Source organism: Methanoregula formicica SMSP (assembly GCF_000327485.1).
GTDB lineage: Archaea > Halobacteriota > Methanomicrobia > Methanomicrobiales > Methanospirillaceae > Methanoregula > Methanoregula formicica.
In genome coordinates this window covers 737,831-757,233 of the sequence record NC_019943.1, presented here as the reverse complement: position 1 = coordinate 757,233, position 19,403 = coordinate 737,831, and the positions used below count along the sequence as shown (strand labels likewise).

Annotated in this window: 23 protein-coding genes; 6 read left to right on the top strand and 17 right to left on the bottom strand. The window is 58.8% G+C overall.

Annotation, left to right across the window (positions count from 1 at the left end):
- Positions 1-59 precede the first annotated feature (59 nt).
- The 9 genes from METFOR_RS03850 to METFOR_RS03810 all read right to left on the bottom strand — a co-directional run bounded on the left by METFOR_RS03850 (position 60) and on the right by METFOR_RS03810 (position 7,968).
- Entirely contained in the window at positions 60-440 is a 381-nt protein-coding gene (locus METFOR_RS03850; RefSeq protein ID WP_015284792.1) for a desulfoferrodoxin, read from the bottom strand.
- 16 nt (positions 441-456) lie between these two features.
- Positions 457-1,641, bottom strand: a complete 1,185-nt coding sequence (locus METFOR_RS03845; RefSeq protein ID WP_015284791.1) for an FprA family A-type flavoprotein — start codon at positions 1,639-1,641, stop codon at positions 457-459.
- A gap of 4 nt (positions 1,642-1,645) precedes the next feature.
- On the bottom strand, positions 1,646-1,807 hold the full coding sequence (locus METFOR_RS03840) for a rubredoxin (RefSeq protein ID WP_015284790.1): 162 nt from the start codon (positions 1,805-1,807) through the stop codon (positions 1,646-1,648).
- A 107-nt stretch (positions 1,808-1,914) separates the two neighbouring features.
- Positions 1,915-2,451, bottom strand: a complete 537-nt coding sequence (locus METFOR_RS03835; protein ID WP_015284789.1) for a hypothetical protein — start codon at positions 2,449-2,451, stop codon at positions 1,915-1,917.
- On the bottom strand, positions 2,452-3,717 hold the full coding sequence (locus tag METFOR_RS03830; RefSeq protein WP_015284788.1) for an AAA family ATPase: 1,266 nt from the start codon (positions 3,715-3,717) through the stop codon (positions 2,452-2,454).
- 74 nt (positions 3,718-3,791) lie between these two features.
- Entirely contained in the window at positions 3,792-4,391 is a 600-nt protein-coding gene (locus METFOR_RS03825) for a DUF2179 domain-containing protein (protein WP_015284787.1), read from the bottom strand.
- Positions 4,392-4,511: 120 nt separating this feature from the next.
- Entirely contained in the window at positions 4,512-5,357 is an 846-nt protein-coding gene (locus METFOR_RS03820) for a hypothetical protein (RefSeq protein ID WP_048110795.1), read from the bottom strand.
- A gap of 92 nt (positions 5,358-5,449) precedes the next feature.
- Positions 5,450-6,301, bottom strand: a complete 852-nt coding sequence (locus METFOR_RS03815; protein WP_015284785.1) for a thiamine pyrophosphate-dependent enzyme — start codon at positions 6,299-6,301, stop codon at positions 5,450-5,452.
- Positions 6,298-7,968, bottom strand: coding sequence for a 2-oxoacid:acceptor oxidoreductase subunit alpha (locus METFOR_RS03810; RefSeq protein WP_015284784.1), 1,671 nt, complete (start codon positions 7,966-7,968; stop codon positions 6,298-6,300). The genes METFOR_RS03815 and METFOR_RS03810 overlap by 4 nt, the downstream gene beginning before the upstream one ends.
- 168 nt (positions 7,969-8,136) lie before the next feature.
- On the opposite strand from METFOR_RS03810, the gene METFOR_RS03805 reads away from it, so the two are divergent.
- On the top strand, positions 8,137-9,027 hold the full coding sequence (locus tag METFOR_RS03805) for a HEAT repeat domain-containing protein (RefSeq protein WP_158491345.1): 891 nt from the start codon (positions 8,137-8,139) through the stop codon (positions 9,025-9,027).
- A gap of 36 nt (positions 9,028-9,063) precedes the next feature.
- Here the strand turns inward: METFOR_RS03805 and METFOR_RS03800 are convergent, their stop codons facing one another.
- The 4 genes from METFOR_RS03800 to cutA all read right to left on the bottom strand — a co-directional run bounded on the left by METFOR_RS03800 (position 9,064) and on the right by cutA (position 10,781).
- On the bottom strand, positions 9,064-9,450 hold the full coding sequence (locus tag METFOR_RS03800) for a response regulator (protein WP_015284782.1): 387 nt from the start codon (positions 9,448-9,450) through the stop codon (positions 9,064-9,066).
- A gap of 157 nt (positions 9,451-9,607) precedes the next feature.
- The gene (locus METFOR_RS03795; protein ID WP_015284781.1) at positions 9,608-9,883 is read right to left on the bottom strand and encodes a DUF1894 domain-containing protein; all 276 of its coding nucleotides are present in this window, start codon (positions 9,881-9,883) and stop codon (positions 9,608-9,610) included.
- Positions 9,871-10,344, bottom strand: a complete 474-nt coding sequence (locus METFOR_RS03790) for a DUF1890 domain-containing protein (RefSeq protein WP_015284780.1) — start codon at positions 10,342-10,344, stop codon at positions 9,871-9,873. Before METFOR_RS03790 ends, METFOR_RS03795 begins: the two co-directional genes overlap by 13 nt.
- A 95-nt stretch (positions 10,345-10,439) precedes the next feature.
- Positions 10,440-10,781: a divalent-cation tolerance protein CutA gene (gene cutA / locus METFOR_RS03785; protein ID WP_015284779.1), complete on the bottom strand. Its 342-nt coding sequence runs from the start codon at positions 10,779-10,781 to the stop codon at positions 10,440-10,442.
- A 124-nt stretch (positions 10,782-10,905) separates the two neighbouring features.
- On the opposite strand from cutA, the gene METFOR_RS03780 reads away from it, so the two are divergent.
- The 4 genes from METFOR_RS03780 to METFOR_RS03765 all read left to right on the top strand — a co-directional run bounded on the left by METFOR_RS03780 (position 10,906) and on the right by METFOR_RS03765 (position 15,389).
- Entirely contained in the window at positions 10,906-12,054 is a 1,149-nt protein-coding gene (locus METFOR_RS03780; RefSeq protein WP_015284778.1) for an LL-diaminopimelate aminotransferase, read from the top strand.
- 65 nt (positions 12,055-12,119) lie between these two features.
- On the top strand, positions 12,120-13,412 hold the full coding sequence (locus METFOR_RS03775) for a single-stranded DNA-binding protein (RefSeq protein WP_015284777.1): 1,293 nt from the start codon (positions 12,120-12,122) through the stop codon (positions 13,410-13,412).
- An 82-nt stretch (positions 13,413-13,494) separates the two neighbouring features.
- Positions 13,495-14,472, top strand: a complete 978-nt coding sequence (gene radA / locus METFOR_RS03770; protein ID WP_015284776.1) for a DNA repair and recombination protein RadA — start codon at positions 13,495-13,497, stop codon at positions 14,470-14,472.
- A gap of 218 nt (positions 14,473-14,690) precedes the next feature.
- Positions 14,691-15,389 carry a phosphoglycolate phosphatase gene (locus tag METFOR_RS03765; RefSeq protein ID WP_015284775.1) on the top strand — a complete coding sequence of 233 codons (699 nt, stop codon included), beginning with the start codon at positions 14,691-14,693 and terminating at the stop codon, positions 15,387-15,389.
- Here METFOR_RS03765 and METFOR_RS03760 read toward each other — a convergent pair.
- From METFOR_RS03760 to METFOR_RS03750, 3 genes are all read right to left on the bottom strand, one after another.
- The gene (locus tag METFOR_RS03760) at positions 15,371-15,625 is read right to left on the bottom strand and encodes a PRC-barrel domain-containing protein (RefSeq protein WP_015284774.1); all 255 of its coding nucleotides are present in this window, start codon (positions 15,623-15,625) and stop codon (positions 15,371-15,373) included. The genes METFOR_RS03765 and METFOR_RS03760 overlap by 19 nt on opposite strands.
- 84 nt (positions 15,626-15,709) lie before the next feature.
- A complete protein-coding gene (locus METFOR_RS03755) occupies positions 15,710-15,919 on the bottom strand; it encodes a histone family protein (protein WP_015284773.1) in 210 nt (69 codons plus the stop codon).
- Between the two features lie 54 nt (positions 15,920-15,973).
- Positions 15,974-16,852: a CBS domain-containing protein gene (locus tag METFOR_RS03750; RefSeq protein ID WP_015284772.1), complete on the bottom strand. Its 879-nt coding sequence runs from the start codon at positions 16,850-16,852 to the stop codon at positions 15,974-15,976.
- A 68-nt stretch (positions 16,853-16,920) separates the two neighbouring features.
- Between METFOR_RS03750 and METFOR_RS03745 the strand changes: the two genes are divergently transcribed.
- On the top strand, positions 16,921-17,991 hold the full coding sequence (locus METFOR_RS03745) for an NOG1 family protein (RefSeq protein WP_015284771.1): 1,071 nt from the start codon (positions 16,921-16,923) through the stop codon (positions 17,989-17,991).
- 394 nt (positions 17,992-18,385) lie between these two features.
- Here METFOR_RS03745 and METFOR_RS03740 read toward each other — a convergent pair whose 3' ends face one another.
- The gene (locus METFOR_RS03740) at positions 18,386-19,372 is read right to left on the bottom strand and encodes an AAA family ATPase (RefSeq protein WP_048111119.1); all 987 of its coding nucleotides are present in this window, start codon (positions 19,370-19,372) and stop codon (positions 18,386-18,388) included.
- Positions 19,373-19,403 lie beyond the last annotated feature (31 nt).

The window sequence follows — 19,403 nt, the reverse complement described above, 5'->3', positions numbered from 1 at the left end:
TACTATTGGGTTACCGCCGGAATCTATTAGTATTTGCCTGCGGGGGCAAAAAAGAGGAGTTACCGGCTGCTTGTCCAGAGCCCGTGGACATTGCAGAACGCCCTTACCTTGACATGGTCGGCCCTGACGGGAAACTCTGCTTCCGGCGCCTGGCCGGGCTTCAGCCCGTGGACATACAGGTTATCCCCGGAGATCACTTCGATCCACTGGATGTAGTGCTTCTCCTCCATGGGGTGGGGGACTGCCCCAAGTTTCACCCGGATCCCGTTTGCCGTCTTCCCGATGACCGGGACATGTTTTTCCTTCCCTGCATCTTCTCTCTTCTCGGCCTGCAGGTTCATCGGCTGGCCGCAGCAGACAAGGGTACCTCCCGACGGGCTCACGACCATCGTGATATTCCCGCAGACCCCGCACTTGTACACTTCAAGCATCTTTGTCATGGATTGTTCCTCACGGTTATACTATACCGATCTCTTTATGTTTCTTTGCAATGTCATCGGCAAGGCGGTTGATGGCAACAACGGCAGCTTCGTCCGGGAGTCCCTTGATAACAACCGGCTCAATCACCTCCACCTTGACATGGTCCAGCATCTTGACGATCGTCTCGGCCGCTTTCCCGCCCCAGCCATAGGACCCGATCACTGACGCAAACCGCATTTTCGGTTTTAAGGCATTGGCAAGGTAGGTGGCAGAGACCACCTGGGGGTGCGGCCCGAAGAGGACAGTCGGTGTCCCGACAACGACTGTTGCCGCGTCCACGAGGGCATAGGCCAGTTCGCCGATATCCGTGTGCGAGAGATTGAACGGTTTGACCTCAACACCCCGCTGGATGAGCGCCCCGACCAGGTGGTCGACCAGGATCTGCGTGCTCCCGTGCATGGATACGTAGGGCAGGACGACCACGTTCTTCACAGTGTCCGAAACCCAGTCCTCGTACGCATCGAGCATGAACTTCGGGTTCTTGTTGATCGGGCCGTGGCTCGGTGCAATCATGGCCGGGTTTAAGTCCCTCACCTTCGGGATGTACCCCCTGATGCTGTTCCGGAACGGCATCATGATCTCGGCAAAATACCGTTTTGCGGACCGGTATGCCTCAGCCTCGTTTGTTATGTACAGTTCGCTCGTTGCCTGATGGAACCCGAAAAGGTCGCAGGGGAAGAGGATGCGATCCTCGACAAGGAACGTTACTTGCGTCTCCGGCCAGTGGGTCCAGGGCGTGAGATGGAATTGTAAGGTCTTATTCCCGAGGGAGAGTGTTTCCCCGTCCTTTATCACCATGACGGACTCCGCCGGGATCTGGAGGAGGGCGACGAGAAGGTCGCGGCACTTCTCGTTGGTGACGACTTTTGCCCTTGGGTACATTTCCAGTACCATGGGGAGGGAGCCGGCATGGTCCTGCTCGGCATGGTTGATGATGATGTAATCGATCTGCTCGATCCCGAGCTTGATGAGGTTGACGATGAGTTCCTCCTCTTTCTTCGGGTCGACCGTGTCGATCAGCGCAGTCTTCTCGCTCCCCCGGATAAGGTACGAATTGTAGCTCGTCCCCTCCGGCAGGGGGATCAGTTCGTCAAAAAGTCTCCGGTCGAAGTCCAGGGCCCCGACCCAGAAAACATCCTTTGTAATCTCCCGTGCTACCATGGCATCATCCCGCCTTCACGAATTTGTCCTTCTCAGCGAAACAGACCGGGCACTGCCAGTCACCGGGGAGCTCGGCAAAATCCTTTCCGGGGGCAAGATCCAAGCGAGGTTCCCCTCTCTCCGGGTCATAGACATGACCGCAAATCGTACAAACGTACTTGTCCATTGCAAAAACCTCAATTCAGGTATTACAGAATGGCGTCACGCGTTAAAAAATGGTTTCGATGATGCCATTAAGTCCCTTTTTTGGGAAAGAAAGACACAATTCCGGAATCAGCCGGGATTCTCGTACACCTGGTACCGCTCAACGAAGAACCGGAACGAGCTGTTCTTCTTTGCTGCCGTATCAAGGGAGAACGATTTGAGGATCTCGAACATGAAATCGATCCGGGAATCGAATTTTCTCGGGATCCGCACATTGAAGTCCTCCTTTGTCAGGTCGTCGGTATTCCCGGTCTCCGTTATGCCCAGCTCCTGAGCAAGCGAACCGGAGATCCCGGCATAGTACCAGCTCTCGATCTCGCGGATCACGATCACGATTTTTCCCCCGTCGATCTCGCTGAACCGGTAGTACAGGATCTGCTTCTTGTCCCGTACCGACCGTTCGTTGTCGATGTCCGCGACAAAGATGTAGTCGTTCTTCATTAAGATGACGCTTTTTAAGAACCGGTTCACCTTCTCGCGCTTGATGCAGGCATAGGGGATGATCTCGATGGAATCATAGCGGGGGGCGATCAGGGGTTTGATGAGCCGGCCGAAGAACCGGACATCGTCCTCGCCCTCCACCATGATGAACAGACGCTTCTTCATTCAGATTCCCAGCAGGTTCTGGATATAGAGTTCCTCGATGCCGATCTCGTTCTCGAGGAACGTCCGCACTTCCTCCTTGTCTGCCGGCCGGGAGATTATCGAGAAGCCCTCGCTGTCCCGGGAGATGAGGAGGATGTTGTCAAGCCCGGTGTGCCGGACCACCTCGGTACTGTGGGTGGTGAGGAGGATCTGCTTCTTTTCGGAGGCCTCCTTCATCATGGCGATCAGGCGCCCGACCAGGAACGGGTGGATGTGGCTGACCGGTTCCTCGATGACGATGAACGGCTTGTCCTCGAAGTAGAGCGCAATGATAAGGGCAAAGATGACGATTGTCCCGTCGGAGAGCGAGGAGGCCGGGAGGTCCCGCTCCTTTGCATACCGTTCGCGGAGGGTGAGGATGAGGGAGACGTCCATGAACTTCTGGACCGAGAACTCCTCCACGAATGGCAGGGTGTCCCGGAGGAGGTTCGAGAACTTCCGCTTCTTCTCGGGGTCCTCGATGATCCGCTTGAGCACGAGGGCGAGGTTCCCCCCGTCGGGGTCCAGTTCGCGCTTCCCGGTGATGACCGCTCCTTTCTTCGGGAGTTTCGGGTCGATGTCGTATACTGCGATCCGGTCAAAGAATTTGTCGAGGTGGGGGAGGGGAAAGCCGTAGATGGTTTCTAACAGGAGCGTCTTCTCCGGCAACTGCTTGTTCCGGAAGAAGATGGGAATGATCTCCTCCTCCCGGAGCGGGCAGCCCTGCGGTATGGTGACCGAGTACCGGATTTTACCGTTCTCGCTCTCGATTGCAATCTTCCCCCTGCCGATAGGGCTGTCCTCGACAACACCTGCCCCGATACGCCGGCAGGACGAGACATCACACCCGATCTCGAGCCGGTCCCGGACAATGGAAAATTCGTCCTGGTGGCCGGTGAACCGCAGCGCAAACTCGTACTGGGACTCGCAGGCCCGCATCCCCAGCAGTGCCGGGCCCTCTCGCGTATTCTCCACGTACTCGAGCGTGCTCTCGGGAACGTACCGGACGCGGATAACGAGGTCGCGTGATATGCCGATCTTCGCATTCCGGAGATAGTCCGCACCGCCCTGCATGGCAATCGCGTTCACGATTCCCGCGGTGGCAATGTCCCGCAGGAACCGGAAGATACTGATGAAGTTGGACTTCCCCGCCGCGTTTGACCCGATCACGACATTGAACCGTGCAAGGTCGATGTCGAGCTCGGAGAAACTCTTGAAATTTTCCACGTGGATCTGCTGGATCGGCATATGCACTCCCTGTGTCATCGTCACCCTGGAACAAAAAGAAGGTATTGGTCAAAAAAAGGAGGGCAACGCCTGCCTCACTTGCCTTTCGGGCGGAGGTTTAAGAGATCTGCCCAGCGGAGGAGTGCATGAGAGTTGTGAGAGGGGAATACTCCTTCCGCCACCGCCTTGACGTCCTCAACCGAGTAGAAAGCATCGGGATTGAAGTCCTTGATAATGGAGACGACATGCTGGAGGTCCTGCCGCTTGATAATAGTGAAGATGACTTTCACCCTGCCCTTACCACCCTCTGCATCGAGAACCGTCACCCCGTAATCGTGCGAACGCAGGACCCGGATAAGCCCGGCCGGGTCCTCTGCTGTAATGATCCTGACGGTCGCAAGGCCGAGGGAGAGCCGCTCCTCAATGGCCATACCGATGATGGTGCCGGTGGCAAAACCCGCACCGTACGCAAGGTAACAGACAACATTGGTGAGGTTGTTCATCACCTGGCCGATGGCAACGAGCCAGATGATGACCTCGAAAAACCCGACAATGGCAGGGAGGTAGCGGATCCCTTTTGAGACAAAAATGACCCGGATCGTGTCAAGACTCATGTCGCAGACACGGGCAAGGAAGATCAGGACAGGTACGATAACGAAAGCAAAGACTTCCGGGGTGATGAACGATCCCGTCATCACTACCGGATATCCGGTGTATCCTGTTAAGGATTGTGGTGGCCATCCCCGCGGGAGGCAATCCCTGCGGGCCGCATGATACGCGTGACGGCCCCCCTCTCTGCACAACCGTCCCGGGGATTACCCGTGCGGGGCGGGGATGGTGATGTAATGCCGGGAGAGGTACCAGTGGAGGGCTGCAAGGGTACCTGCACAAAGAAGGGCTGCGGCAAGGACCGCGGGATACTGCAAAAAGACCTGTGCAGGGTCCAGCCACCCGTCCGTGAGCCAGACAAGGATCCCCGTGACGACAACCGAGACCGCCCAGACATCCCGCACGGCAAAGAAGAAGAGGGCCGAGAGGGCTCCGGCCGAGAAGAAGCGGAGAAAGGATACCGGGGTCACAGCGTCAGGAAAGTGCGCTGTCAGGGAGAGGGCAAAGAGCAGCGCCGATACTGCTGTCCCGGCAAGGATGGCCACGAGCGCCCCCCGCTCGCGGACGAACGCCTGCACGTGCGTCCCGGCAAGGACGCAGCAGACCATGGCAGATGCGATGCCGGTCGGCAGCAGGAGAAGATATACTGAAACAAACGCCATGCGGTCGGTACCAAAGGGATTCTGGAGAACGACCGCCACCCAGACGATCAGCAGGGTAAGGCTGGTCATCAGGACGGTGCGGCGTACTGATCGGAACCCGAGCTGGTGCATGTTGGCATCCCCGCGGAGGAATGCCTGCCGCATGAGGAACACGGGAACAAGGATCCCGATAAACACACAGGTCATCAGGGTATAGAAGAGAAGCCCGGACGGCCGGGGAGAGAGGAAGACCTGCGGCCACCCCTGGAAGAGGAAGGTCTCGAAGATCCAGACACCGGAGAGGATGAGGGGAAGCAGGATCAGGCGGCCGGTGACAGTCTGCATCCAGTCCCGCGGGCACACGGGCTGTCCGGCCGATCCGGTCTTCCGGTCATGTTCCTTGGTTCTCACGAACGTTCCCCTTCTTCCGGCAATTCCCGGCCCTCGCGGTAACCCGGGATCTCCGGACGAGGGCACTCTTTTCATCCATGGAACCGCCCGGGTTAAATCCGTGCTGCAATGATATCCCGGACGGCCTGTTCCCTCTCTGAAGCCGTCTTTATGGGCACCGCAATCCGTTCGCCAAATCCCGGCATGCTCTTCCGGTACAGGACTCCGAGCGCAATCCGGGCATCGGAGTTGTAGTCCCATTCCCGGGCAAGCAGGCAGGCTTTCCCGAAATCCGTGGGATCGTGGTCGGCCGGTTCGTACACCCGCGGGGTATAATAATCGGCAGCCGGGAAGAAGGTTGCACAGATCTGGAGCACGTCAATGAACGAGAATCCCTTGTGCATAACTCCCTCACGGATCAGGGTTCTGAGCTGGTCCATCTTCTTCGTGTACCCGCGTGCGATGAAGGTTGCCCCGCAGGCAAGCATCAGTTCCAGCGGGTTGAGCGGGAGCTCTGCCGTGCCGGAAGGCGTTGACTTTCCCTTAAATCCCAGCGGGGACGTGGGCGTGTACTGCCCTGTGGTAAGGCCATACACCCGGTTGTCGTGGACAAGGACCGCGATGTCGATGTTCCGTTTCGCGGCAAAGACCAGGTGATCGAGCCCTTCTGCGTAACAGTCCCCGTCGCCGCAGCAGCAGATAACGGTGAGGTCGGGATTAGCCAGTTTGATCCCGGTCGCCACCGGGATCGTCCTGCCGTGGAGGGAGTAGAAACTGTTGATGTTGAGATAATCGGCAATTTTCGCATGACAACCGATCCCTGTGACGAGGACAACATTGTCAAGCAACCGGCCTTCCTTCTCCCATTCGGCAAGAAGTGCCTTGAGTGTGTGCTGGATAGTGAAGTTCCCGCACCCCGGGCACCAGGTGTTCTGGACGTCCGTGATCAGGTTCCGGCCGGTCATGGGATCACCTCCCGCACTTTTCCAAGGAGACTCTCGTACGTGAACGGGCGGCCGTCGTACCGGAGGATCGCCTCATCAGCGGTGATGCCGTATTCTGACGCGATGGCGGCGAGCTGGCCGGTCGCGTTTTCCTCAACGCAGATGAGTTTTGTCGCGCCAGCAAGGGCAACCCGGAGCTGGGTCACCGGGAACGGTTCGAGGACAACCGGCTGGACCACCCGGAGCCCGAGGGCCTCTCCCACCTCAGCACAGACACCCTTTGTCGATCCCCAGCAGAGAAGGGCCACCGCTGCATCGGCCGTTCCAAGGACATTGACCTGCGGGAGGGTGTTCATCGCACGGGCAAGCGCCTCCTGCTTCCGGAGCCGCTTTTCTGTCATCAGGGAGACCATGTCACCCTCTTCTGTCGTATACCCGTCTTCATCGTGGGCATAGCTGTTCACCTTCACAACTGCACCCGGCGTACCGGGGAATGCAGGTGGGGAGACGCCATCGGGCATATCGGCATAGCGGCGGTACGGGAGCGATGCGGATGCTGTCCTGCCCGGAACCGCAGGTACATCTTCCCGCAAGGGGAGTGCAGCAGTGTCAACGCTCCAGGTCCCTTCCGACAGGGTCTTGTCGGGGAGGATGAATGCCGGGACCTGGAACTGCCAGGCGATCTCCAGTGCAATGGCGGACCAGGCAAGCGCCTCACCGGCATCGCCAGGGGCAACGATCAGCCGGGGAAACTCTCCCTGCCCGGCATGCAGGATAAACTCCAGCTCGGACTGCCCGGTGTACGTGGGAAGACCCGTTGAAGGACCGGCCCGCTGGGAGACCACGAAGACAAGCGGCAGCTCGGCCATACCGGCAAGGGACAAACCCTCGGTCATCAGGCAGAACCCACCGCCTGACGTCCCGACCGCAGCGCGTTTCCCGGCATAGGCAAACCCGAGCCCCATCAGGACAACGGCGATCTCGTTCTCCGGGTGGACCACGGTGATCCCGAACGTCTCCTTCTCGCCGGCAAGGAAGTGCAGCAGGCTTGAGGAGGGCGTCATCGGGTAGGAGACATATGCGTCCAGCCCGCCGCGGATGAACCCGAGGCCGATCGCCTCGTTCCCGGTCAGCAGGGGAAGGGGAGGGTTCCCGCGTTCCGGGATTGCCCGGGCAACGGTAAGCTGGTCGTATGCCCTCTTTGCTACCTTCAGGTTCAGGTCCGTCCGCTGGGGAAGCGCTGCCCGGAACACGTCCTCGACAAGTTCCCAGGATATCCCGGCAGATTTTGCAAACCCGCCGATCATGACAGAGTTCCCCATGATCTCGGGAGCCTGCTCTGCTGCAAGGATTGTTTTGACCGGAACACCCTGGCCTTCGGATTTCACCACGTCGGCGTTGAAGACAATGGCGGTACCGTCATGGACCATCCCCCGGTGCCGGGTCACGGTTTCCTGGTTCAGGGCAAGGACAAAATCCACCTTCTCCCGACAGGTCCCCACGTCGCGACTGGCGGCACGGACCACGGCGAAGTTATGTCCCCCGCGGATGAGCGAAGGGTAGTCGAAATAGAGGTAGATCCGGTACCCGAGCCGGCCGAGCAGCCGGGCCACCAGTGCACCGGCATTGTTGATCCCATCCCCTGCTCTCCCCCCGACAAGGACCGACACTTCCCGTTCTTCTGCCATGGTATCTCCGCATGATACGGTGCTGCCATGGTGCGTATATACATTGGGATGGTTGCAGGAACTCTGCCAAAAAATGTGAAACCTGCCCGGATTTCCCCGGATCCCGTTCCTTCGGCATATTCAAATAGCACGAAACCAATCATCAGAACAGGGGTGAACAGACTGGAGATGCAGAATACAGGTACCGACAGGAAGGCCTACTCCATCCATACGTCAAGCGGCATGGACATGGACGGGCTCATCAAGGCGATCCGGCACCAGAACCTCGGGATCCGGTGGCGGGCGGCCCTTGCCCTCGGGGACATCGGGGAACCGGCAATAAAGCCCCTGATCCGTGCCATGCGGGAGAACGACCACGATGTCCGGTGGCTGGCCGGGCTTGCCCTTGGCCATATCGGGGAGCGGGCGATCCCCCAGCTGCTCCGGGCATTGTCCGAGGAGGACCACGATGTCCGGTGGCATGCGACACGGGTTCTTGCCGGGATGGGGCAGGTGGCGATCCCTCACATGATAGCGGCCCTGCATGACGAGGACAGCGACACCCAGTGGCGGAGCGCGTACGTCCTTTCGAACATCGGCGAACCTGCCGTGGAACCGCTGATCCTTGCCCTTAAGGACCCGCTCTGGTGGGTGCGGGTGCGGGCGGCCTGGGCCCTCGGGGAGATTGGCGACAGGCGGGCTGTCGAGCCGCTGATCCAATCGGTGAACGACATGGACTGGTACGTGCGCTGGAGCGCTGCCGACGCACTCGGGAAGATCGGCGACAAGCGGGCCGCAGTCTGCCTCTCCAAGGCGCTCAAGGAGCCGGACTCGTTTGTGCAGGTCCCGGCCACCTGGGCGCTCGGGAAGCTCGGGAGCGATGCCCCTGTCGATACCCTCATCCAGTGCCTGAAGAGCGGCGACTGGTACGTGCGCTGGGGAGCCGCAGATGCCCTCGGCAACATCGGCGATGCCCGTGCGCTCGATGCCCTTCGGGAACTCGCCGGTGACAAGGACGAGTACGTCCGGCGTGCAGCAGACAATGCAATCGCAAAGATCGGGAAAAAAGGCGGCAGCTGACGGGACCGGACGGGTCCGCCCGGGGCCGGCATCCCGTTACTTTTTCAGCAGCTCTTCAAGGGTCGCCTTCAGGTCCGTGATCTTGTAGGGCTTGGTGAGCTTTGCGGAGAACCCGTAATCAGAATACGCGGTGACCGCAGGGTCATTTGCATATCCGCTGGAGACGATGGCCTTTACCGAGGGGTCGTACTCCCGGAGTTTCTGCATCGCCTCCTTCCCGCCCATGCCTTCCGGGACGGAAAGGTCGAGGATGACTGCATCGAACGGGGCACCGGCCTCCTTCTCGCGCCGGTACAGCTCGACTGCTGCCGCCCCGTCCTGAGCAAACATGACATCATAGCCAAGGAACGCGAGGACTTCGTTTGTCACGTCAAGAATGATCTGCTCGTCGTCCATCAGCAGGATCTTTGCTTTGCCGGCCATGATCACCCCGTATAGTTCCTTATTGATCTACCTGCTATATAGCGATAGGGGATACCAAACGGCTCTTCGTTCTCAACCCTTCGGTCCTCCATGATATGCGGGATGCGGGTTCCCCCCAACCAGGAGAGAATGGGTAAACGGGACAACAACCGGGCCGTTACTTTTTCAGTGCCCGGAGCCGGGCGGCTTCCGCCGTGTCTTCCACCCGGAGGAGGAACGTCCCGTGGCAGGGTTTCGTGTACGGGAAGACCACAAAATCGCCATCAAGGCCGATGGATATCGGGGGCAGGCCAATCACGTGGACGTCGAAGACCTTGAATCCGGGCTGAACATCAATCGATTCCCTGAAATGACTCCGGATATAATCGCGGGACTCCTTGAAGGTCGCATCCCGAAGAACAATCTCGTAATTCATCGACTCTACGCAGCCCATGGTGCCACCTCGTCGATTGCCTTCTTTAACGGCAGGGGGTTGTGGACGGCTTTTGCCGCAACCACCGTGCAGGGGAAGTCGATCTTCTTTGCCTGCTCCTCGAAATGCTCGCCATATACCAGCCCGTAGAGTTTTGCTTTCGAGATTGCGCCCATTGTTGCGGCATAACTGACCCCGGCATCGTTATGGATAAAGACAAAGCAGAGATCGAACGTCCGTTTCCCGTCCGTGATGAGGCCGATGGCCCGGTCGAGGTCGATGACCTCGCCGAGATAATGCCGGTCCTGGTCGGCAACCACAAGCAGGGTGTTTGCAGCCTTATTCCCGGCAACAACGGGAGATATCCCGGCCTTCTTCAGCCGGTTGATCAGGTAGAGCGCGATGCTGGTCTGCACCGGTACCTGCGGGCACCCGAGTACAAGGAGGGCGGTCTTTGGCTGCGGTGTCTGTCCTTCTGCCACGGTCAATCAGTCCCGGACTACTGTATTTTTGTTGCCCGTCCATGGGAAATAAGCTTGTGTATTCCGGACCCCCCGGGCATCCGCCAGCAGGCGATTTAGTCCCGCGTCTCTTCCTGCACCCATGCGAGATAGGGCGGGTGTCCCGCGATGACCGGCAGGACAATGATCTCGGGAACCTCGTACGGGTGCATGCCTTTTAATTCCCGTATGACCAGATCCGCAAGGCTCTTTTTTGTCTTCATGATAAGCAGGTGTTCCCGGTCATCGCATGCCTCTCCCTTCCAGCGATAGAGCGACCGTACGGGAGTGATGTTGACACAGGCAACCAGCTCCTTATCAAGAAGCCGTTTTGCCAGGTCTTCCGACCGCGATGGCGGCACCGTTGACCAGATCACGCACATCCCTGTTGCCGGTTCAGCCTGTTGCATTGTCTCCATGCCGCTGATCTTATTCCTGCAGGATGATAAGCATGGTTCATGAGGGGGGGCGGCACAGGAGGAAGATCCATTCCATGAACGGAGTTAAATTCTATAGCGTCCAGCGCCAAAATAGTGGGTACCTATGTACGCATCACGCATGAGCAATCTCCCGCCGTACCTTTTTGCACGGATCGACGCGATGAAAGCCGAACAACGGAAGAAAGGTGTCGATCTCATCGACCTCGGTGTCGGCGATCCGGACCTTGCAACGCCGCCCCATATCGTAGATTCCCTCATTGCGGCAGCAAAGGACTCAAAGAACCACCACTACCCGGACTATGCCGGCATGCCGGCCTACCGGAACGCCGTTGCCGGCTGGTACAGGAAGCGGTTCGGTGTCACGCTCGACGCTGACAAAGAAGTCGTTGCCCTGATGGGCTCCAAGGACGGCATCGCCCATATCGGCGAAGCGTTCGTCAACCCCGGCGACTATGTCCTCGCCCCGAGCCCCGGCTACCCGGTGTACCGGACCGGCACCCTCTTTGCCGAGGGGAAGGTGCACGAGATGCCGCTCCTGCGGGAGAATAATTTCCTTCCCGTCCTCTCCGACATCCCGAAAAACGTGGCAAAAGCCGCAAAGATCCTGTACATCAACTACCCGAACAATCCCACCGGTGCCATTGCCCCGGCCGGGTTCTACAAGGAAGTCGTGGACTTTGCCCGCGACAATGATATTGTTGTGGTCTCGGACAATGCGTACTCCGAGGTCTCCTTTGACGGCTACAAGGCTCCCTCATTCCTTGAAACTCCCGGTGCCATGGAGATCGGTATCGAGATGCACTCGCTCTCGAAAACCTACAACATGACCGGCTGGCGGATCGGCATGGCGGTCGGCAATGCCGACGTCATCGCGGGCCTCGGGAGGGTCAAGACGAACGTGGACTCCGGCGTCTTCGATGCCGTGCAGCACGCCGCCATCACCGCACTCTCCGGCCCGCAGGACTGCGTAAAGGAGGCCTGTACCATCTACCAGGAGCGCCGGAACGTGCTCTGCGAGGGATTACAAGACCTCGGCTTCGATGTGCCGGTCCCGAAGGCGACCTTCTATGTCTGGGTGCCGGTAAAGGACTGCATGGAATTCTCCGGCCGGCTCCTGACCGAGGCAGGCATCGTTGCAACGCCGGGCGTCGGTTTCGGTGCAAGCGGGGACGGCTATGTCAGGTTTGCCATCACCCGCCCGGTTGCACGGATCCGGGAAGCTATCGAACGCATGCGGAAGATGCAGCTGTGAACCTCCACCGCTTCCTCACGATCACGAGCGGCCATCCCATTCACGAGTAGCGGAGGACCTGCCCTGTGCTCTTCCACTATGCGCTGGTCGACGACCTCATAACAAAAGAGGAGTTCGAACAGCGCGTTGAGAAGAAGATCGACGAGTGCGGGGACCTCGTGGACGAGCCGACCGCCGCGATGATGGTGGTCGGAGAGCTGGGCCGGGAGCATGTCAAGATCAAGGGGCTTTGTGCAAAGTCCAGCCTCTTCTCTTTTTTCGGGAAAGTTGTTGACAAGACGGAACCTAAGGAGTTCGACCGGGCCGATGGCGAGAAGGGCTGGGTCGCAACACTCCTCCTTGGCGACGAGACCGGGACTACCCGTGTCGTTCTCTGGGACGAGAAGGCAGGGGCCGCGCTGGACGTGACGGCAGGGGAGGCCCTGGAGGTCATCGGCCGCCACCCGGGAAAGAATACCCGGGAGATCTATGCACTGGCGTTACGGAAAGTCAGCATCGAGATCGCAGGCCCGGTGCTGAAAAACGGGAACGCCAGCCTCTCGAACGAGCCGGTCGAGCTGGACGTTCTTTTGGTTTTCCGCGGGGAGCCCCGCACCTATACCCGTCGCGACGGATCGACCGGGGAGATGGTGGAAGCCCTTGTCGCAGATGCTACGGGGACCGCACGGCTTGTTGCATGGGCACCGGACCTCCTCCGTTCCGTGTCGCCGGGCTCCTGCCTCCATATCACGGGCGCAAAACCGAATCAGCGCGACGAGGGGCGGAGTTACAGCCTGGACGAGAAGAGCACGGTCGTGCCCACAGACCTTGCGGTATCTGTCCCGTTCACACCGCCGGGCTCGGTGGGCGACCAGGGGATCTATTCCGTTACGGGCGAAGTGAAGCAGGTGCAGCAGCCCCGGTCGTTTACCGCGCGGAACGGGACCCCGTCGTGGGTGAAAAATATCGTAATTACAGACGGGAGCGATGACCTGAATGTTGTGCTCTGGGGCGACCATGCGCTCGTCCCGCTGGCCGCCGGGGACAAAATCGAGGTCTTCCATGCCACCGCGAAACCCGGCCGGTTCGGGAACATCGAGCTTGCGGCAGGACGCGGGAGCGTGGTGAGGATCCCGGACGAACGGGCCTGGCCCATTGTCTTTTCCGGGACCATCATCCCGGGCCCGGGGTGCACCTTCATCGACAATGGCAGCGAGCGGTACCTTATCGATGCGGACTTCCCGACCGGGACGGAGCTGCAGGTCACCGGCACCGTTCGCGGCAGCCGTATCCTCCCGGAAGAGATCGTGCCGGTGGCGATCACGCCCGAGACGGTTACAGCGCACATAGCGTCCTTAAAGAAAGCCCTGGACGAATGAACGGCACTTTCACCCTGCGCACGCTGGGGGGTTTATGTGCTAATCTTTTACATCTTGTTGTGCCATAGGAGTGTTATAAGAAATGGCTGAAGGACCACTCGAGATTGAAGATTTACCGGGCGTCGGCCCGAGCACTGCGGATAAACTCCGGGAAGCCGGTTACCTCTCGGTCGAGAGCATTGCCACGGCATCGCCGGCAGAGCTCTCCGAGGTCTCGGAGATCTCGGAGTCCACGGCAAAGAAGATCATCAAGGCTGCCCGCGAGGCTGCCGATGTCGGGGGATTCAAGACCGGCAAGGACATCTTCGAGCAGAGAAAGGATGTCCGGAAACTCTCGTTCCGTGTCCCGGAACTGGATACCCTGCTGGGCGGGGGGCTTGAGACGCAGGCCATCACGGAGATGTACGGTGAGTTCGGTTCCGGTAAGAGTCAGATCGTCCACCAGATGGCGGTCAATGTCCAGCTCCCGGAAGAGGAGGGCGGGCTTAACGGCAGCGTCATCTATATCGATACCGAGAATACGTTCCGCCCCGAGCGTATCGAGCAGATGGTCAATGGTCTTGGCCTCGACAATATCCCGGATACCCAGGAGTTCCTCGACAATATCCATATCGCCCGTGCCCACACCTCCGACCACCAGATGCTCTTGATCGACAACTCCCGCGAGCTGGCAACCGAGCTCAAAGAGAACGGGAAGCCGGTCAAGCTCTTCATCATTGACTCGCTCACGGCCCACTTCCGGGCAGAGTATGCCGGCCGCGGCACGCTTGCAGCCCGGCAGCAGAAACTGAACCGGCACATGCACGAGCTCTTCAAGCTCATTGACGAGCACAATGCCGTGGGCCTCGTGACGAACCAGGTCATGTCCAACCCGGCGGTCTTCTTCGGCGACCCGACAAAGCCGATCGGCGGCAACATCGTCGGGCACACGGCAACGTTCCGTCTCTACCTGAGAAAGAGCAAGGGCGGGAAACGCATTGCACGTCTCGTGGACAGCCCCAACCTCCCCGAGGGCGAAGCGCCGTTCATGGTCGAAGAGGCAGGCCTCAAGTCGTGCTGATATATCCGAGACCTTCATCAGAAGGTAGAGGACGAGAAGAAATCCGAAGGATTTCTTCGAACCTGTCGAAACTCGAAGTTTCGAGGATTATCAAATCCGAGAAATGAGAAGAATCCATCAGGATTCTTCGAAGAACGCTGATGCGTTCTTCTCGTCCTCCAGGTCTGATGACCTGTCGGATCGCGAGGATTTAATCCCGAGCCGTCAGAGAGTACATCGTGTTAAAAGCACTCATCACTGATATCGACGGCACCATCACCGGCCCCGACCGCAGGATCCATACCGGGGCAATCGAGACGATCCGCTCGCTCGTGGACGATGGGGTTGAGGTAGTGCTCGCAAGCGGGAACGCCTCCTGCCTCATGGACGCCCTCTGCAAGATGATCGGGACAAAAGGAACGTTTATTGCCGAGAACGGGGGCGTATACCGGATCGGCTTTACCGGCACGCCACGGATCATCGGGGGCCAGAAAGCCGTAAGAATTGCCCTTGATGCCATCCAGGCCCATTTTTCCCGGAAGGGTGTTGAGCTGAACCTGTACAGTCCCACGTACCGGTTTGCCGACCTCGCGTTTGCCCGGACCGTAGCGGTTGAAGAGGTCCGGGAGGTCATACGGGATCATCCGGTGCAGGTGATCGATACCGGGTTTGCCATCCACCTCCAGACCCCGGGAATCAGCAAGGGGACAACCCTTGTCATGCTTGCAGAGGCGTTGGGCCTGAAACCGGAGGACTTCCTTGCAATCGGGGACTCCGTGAACGACACCCGGATGATCCAGGTCGCCGGTATCGGCATTGCGGTTGCAAATGCCCATCCCGACACAAAAGCAGCTGCAGATTATGTCACAAAAGAGCCGTACGGCAATGGGTTTGTCGAAGGCGTAAAAAAGTATTCTTCTTATTTCCGGGCAAGGTAGCGGTCGACAACGATATAGTCCTTGATATCCTTGACAGCCTCAAAAGAGACCTTTAAGATCTTGTCGTCTTCCATATCATAGTTCGAGGTATCGAAACTGGCGTCCGGGTGGACGAGCATCTCGACAACCTGGCCGGAGTCGAAGTCAACCCGGAGGTTCTTTAAGGTGCCGATGACCTTCCCGTCATTGCTCATTACCTTTTTTCTCGAGAGGCTGCGGGCGAATACACGCGTCATAAAAAAATTGACGATGTATAAATATTTAAATTGTTCTGAATTGGCGGCAAAAATGAGTTTTTGATGAAAGAGCAGAAAAAATCGTTATTTGAACATTTCTGCGGCCATCCTGACATCGGTACCCCGGAGGGTCTTCCGGCCGGCATGGTCCGCCATCTTCTTGGCTTCCTTTGCAAGAAGCGCCCCGTACTCCTCCATCAGGCCGGCAAGGGTCTCGGTGGCATCCGCGCTGACCCGGTCAGCACCGGCTTTTTTGATGATCCGTTCTACTGCTGCTTGGGATATCTCTGTCATGATACACTGATCCTCCCATAAAAAATAGCGGGGAATATGTAAAGATATTGTGATTTAAAGCGACGGGAAGACCCGGATGATGTCCGACTGCGTAATGATGCCCACGGGCTTGCCATCCTCGATGACGATCAGCCGGCCGATCTCGCGTTCCTTGAACTGCCGGATGACCTCGAACAACTTGATATCGGACGGTGCTTCGACAACGTTCATGGTCATGCAGGCCGCGGCCTTTGTCGAGAGCGGGAGTTCCTTCTCAACCGCTTTTGCAATGTCGCTCATCGTGATGATGCCGGCAAGTTTCCCGTTGTCGACAACCGGTGCGCCGTGGATGCGGTGGCGGTTGAAGAGCGAGAGGACGTCCATTAAGGAATCGGTGCTTTTCAGGGTGATCAGGGGCGACGACATGTAATGCTTGATCGACCGCTTCGGGAGCGAGATGATCTCGTTCGTTGAGATGAGGAGGGACTGTTTTGCCTCGTCCTTGCCAAAGACCTCGCCGCGGATGAGGAGCTTGTTGACCGGGGTCGGCCCGATGGTGACCTGATCGCCGATCTCGAAGAGCTTGGCGCTGCCGACCAACTTGATGACCGCGTGGCAGATATCCGGGTGGCAGAGGGTGGTGAAGTCCACTTCCTGGACGTGAGCCCCTCGTATCTCCTCGCCGTTCCGGCTGATCGGGACATCGTAGTCCCCTTCGGCAGTGCTCATGTTGAGCTCCCGGTACGCGGTCTCCGTGGGGATGTAGCCCCCTTTCGGCCCGGGAACGCCATCGACAAGCCCGATTGCCTTTAAGGCCTGCATCTGGTTTCTCACCGTCCCGGGATTCCTCTGGATCATCTCGGCGATCTCCTCGCCCTTGATCGAGTGCGAGTGCTGGTGGTAGAGGGTGATCAAGGTGATGAGGATATCCTTCTGGATGAGGGACAGGTCCATAACGATAATCCGTTTGACGTTCCATAATAAATAGATAGGTAGGCAGGCCGGCTGTGGAATTCGAGAAGATGCCAACGGTGCCCACTGCGGATGAGATCCTTGACCGGAGTTTCCGCCGTGCGGCAAAGAAGATGAAGGAGAAGACCAACAAGGAGCGGGCGAACCAGGAGTTCGTCCGGGCCGTGGGTGCAGCAATCCATGACCGGCTCGTGTACATCATCCGGGGGTTTCCCGAGTTCGAGAAGATCCACCCGTTTTACCGGGACCTTGCGGAGATCCTGTACGGGATCGACAGGATCAAGCAGTCCCTCGGGGCAGTAGGCTGGGCGGCAAAGCACACCAAGATGGTGGGAAACCAGCTGGCGTTCCAGTCCCGGAAAGCCGAGGACACGCTGGTTGTCCGCAAGCGGGCAGTGGCCCGGCTCGCCTCCATGGTCCACCAGATCGACAAGGACCTGCATTTCTTAAACGAGGTCAGGAATGTGCTGCGGACCCTTCCCAATATTGAGGAGGGGTTTACGATTGTCATTGCCGGTTACCCGAACGTGGGGAAGTCCTCGTTCATCCGGCGCGTCTCTTCCGCTGATCCGGAAGTGGCCTCATACCCGTTCACCACGAAGGGGATCATCGTGGGCCACCGCGAGATGGGACGCGAACGGATCCAGTTCGTGGACACCCCCGGTATCCTTGACCGCCCGGTAGAGGAGCGGAACGCGATCGAGAAGCAGGCGCTCTCCGCGATCATGAACGTTGCGGATGTCATCCTCTTCATCACCGACCCTTCCGAGCACTGCGGGTACCCGATGTGCGTGCAGCTGAGCCTGCTTGAAGAAGTGAAGGGCATGGTCAGCGTTCCCGTCATCGTTGTCGCGAACAAGTCGGACATCTCGGTTGCCGACGGGTATATCACAATGTCAACCGCGGACGGGACGGGTATCGATGCGGTGCTTGCAGAACTCCTCGTGCACAAGCCGGAGCCGGAAGCAAGGAGGAGGTCGGAGGATATCCGGTCTGCCCTCCCGCAGGAGCCGGAGGAGGCGGAGTCGTATACGGACGAGGGAATGCTCGGGGCAGATAAACCACAGCGGAAGCGGGTGCGCAGGCCGCGGAAGCCGAGGACGAAAACGGGGAATGAATAAGGGGGCCGGATCCATCCCCTCCCGGACACTCCGGCCGGGCTCATGTCCGGATTATCCCCATTTCATCGAACCAAAAGGCAACAATTAATCCGATTTTGGCGCCCGTATTATTCCCAGATTCTCGAAATTTCCCCTATACTTCAATATTTCTGAAATCAATCGCTGGAATTCGCCAAAAAACGCGACTATCGGGAAACCCGTTTCTCAAAATGGCCTCCGATCTGAAAAATAAGCCCAAATCAAAGGGATAGTTTTATGAGAGAGCCCCCCGGCCGGGATGCCGGTTGCGAGCCGGAGTTTTTTGATCCGCCGGATCAACCGGTCGCGGTCTTCCATGTGCCGTCGCCTCCCTACCGTAATCGGGGAGAGGAATGCCCTCGACCCGGGGCATCCTTCATGGTACCTTCACCGTTGCAAGGATGCGATCGATGATCGAATCGGTCGTGACATTGTCCGCCTCTCCCTCGTAGGTGAGAAGGATCCGGTGCCGCAGGACATCGTGGGCAACGGCCCGTATGTCCTCGGGGATGACATATCCCCGCCCGGCCATCAGGGCATGGGCTTTGCCGCCGAGGACGAGGAAGATCGAGGCTCGCGGGGAAGCGCCGAGCGCAATGTACTTCGTGTCGGCGAGGCCGTGCTCCGCAGGCTTCCGTGTGGCGTTCACGATCCCGCTGACGTACTTCTTGATGGCGGGATCGGCATATACGGTCTGCACGAATGCCTGGAGTTCCAGGATTTTCTTTGCCGGGATTACCTTCTCCGGGACGGCCGCGATCCCTTCCGTGAACCGGTCGAGGATCCTCACCTCGTCTTCCCGGGAGGGGTAGGTCATCAGGATCTTGAACATGAACCGGTCCAGCTGGGCCTCGGGGAGCGGGTACGTGCCCTCGGACTCGATGGGGTTCTGGGTGGCAAGCACGAAGAACGGCCGGGCAAGCGTATGGGTCTCGCCCTGGATCGTGACCTGCCGTTCCTGCATGGCTTCGAGAAGCGCTGACTGGACCTTGGGAGGCGCCCGGTTGATCTCGTCGGCAAGAACGAAATGTGCGAAGACCGGGCCCTTCACCGTGGAGAACGTTCCATCCTTCTGGTTGTAGATCCTCGTTCCCGTTATGTCGGCGGGGAGGAGATCGGGGGTGAACTGGATCCGGACGAACCTGCAGTCCAGGCATTGCGAGAGCGTCCGGATCGTGAGGGTCTTTGCGATCCCCGGCACTCCTTCGAGGAGCACGTGGCCGCCGGCGCAGAGCGCGAGGATGAGCCGGTCGATCGCGTCGTCCTGTCCCACGACAACGGTCTTTATTCCGGCCCGGAGCCGCTCGAGCTCGTTTGCGTACTCCAGTGCCCGGTTTGTCAGGTTTTCAATCTCTTTGTCCATGCACACACCGTTCCCCATCCATTTCTGGCCC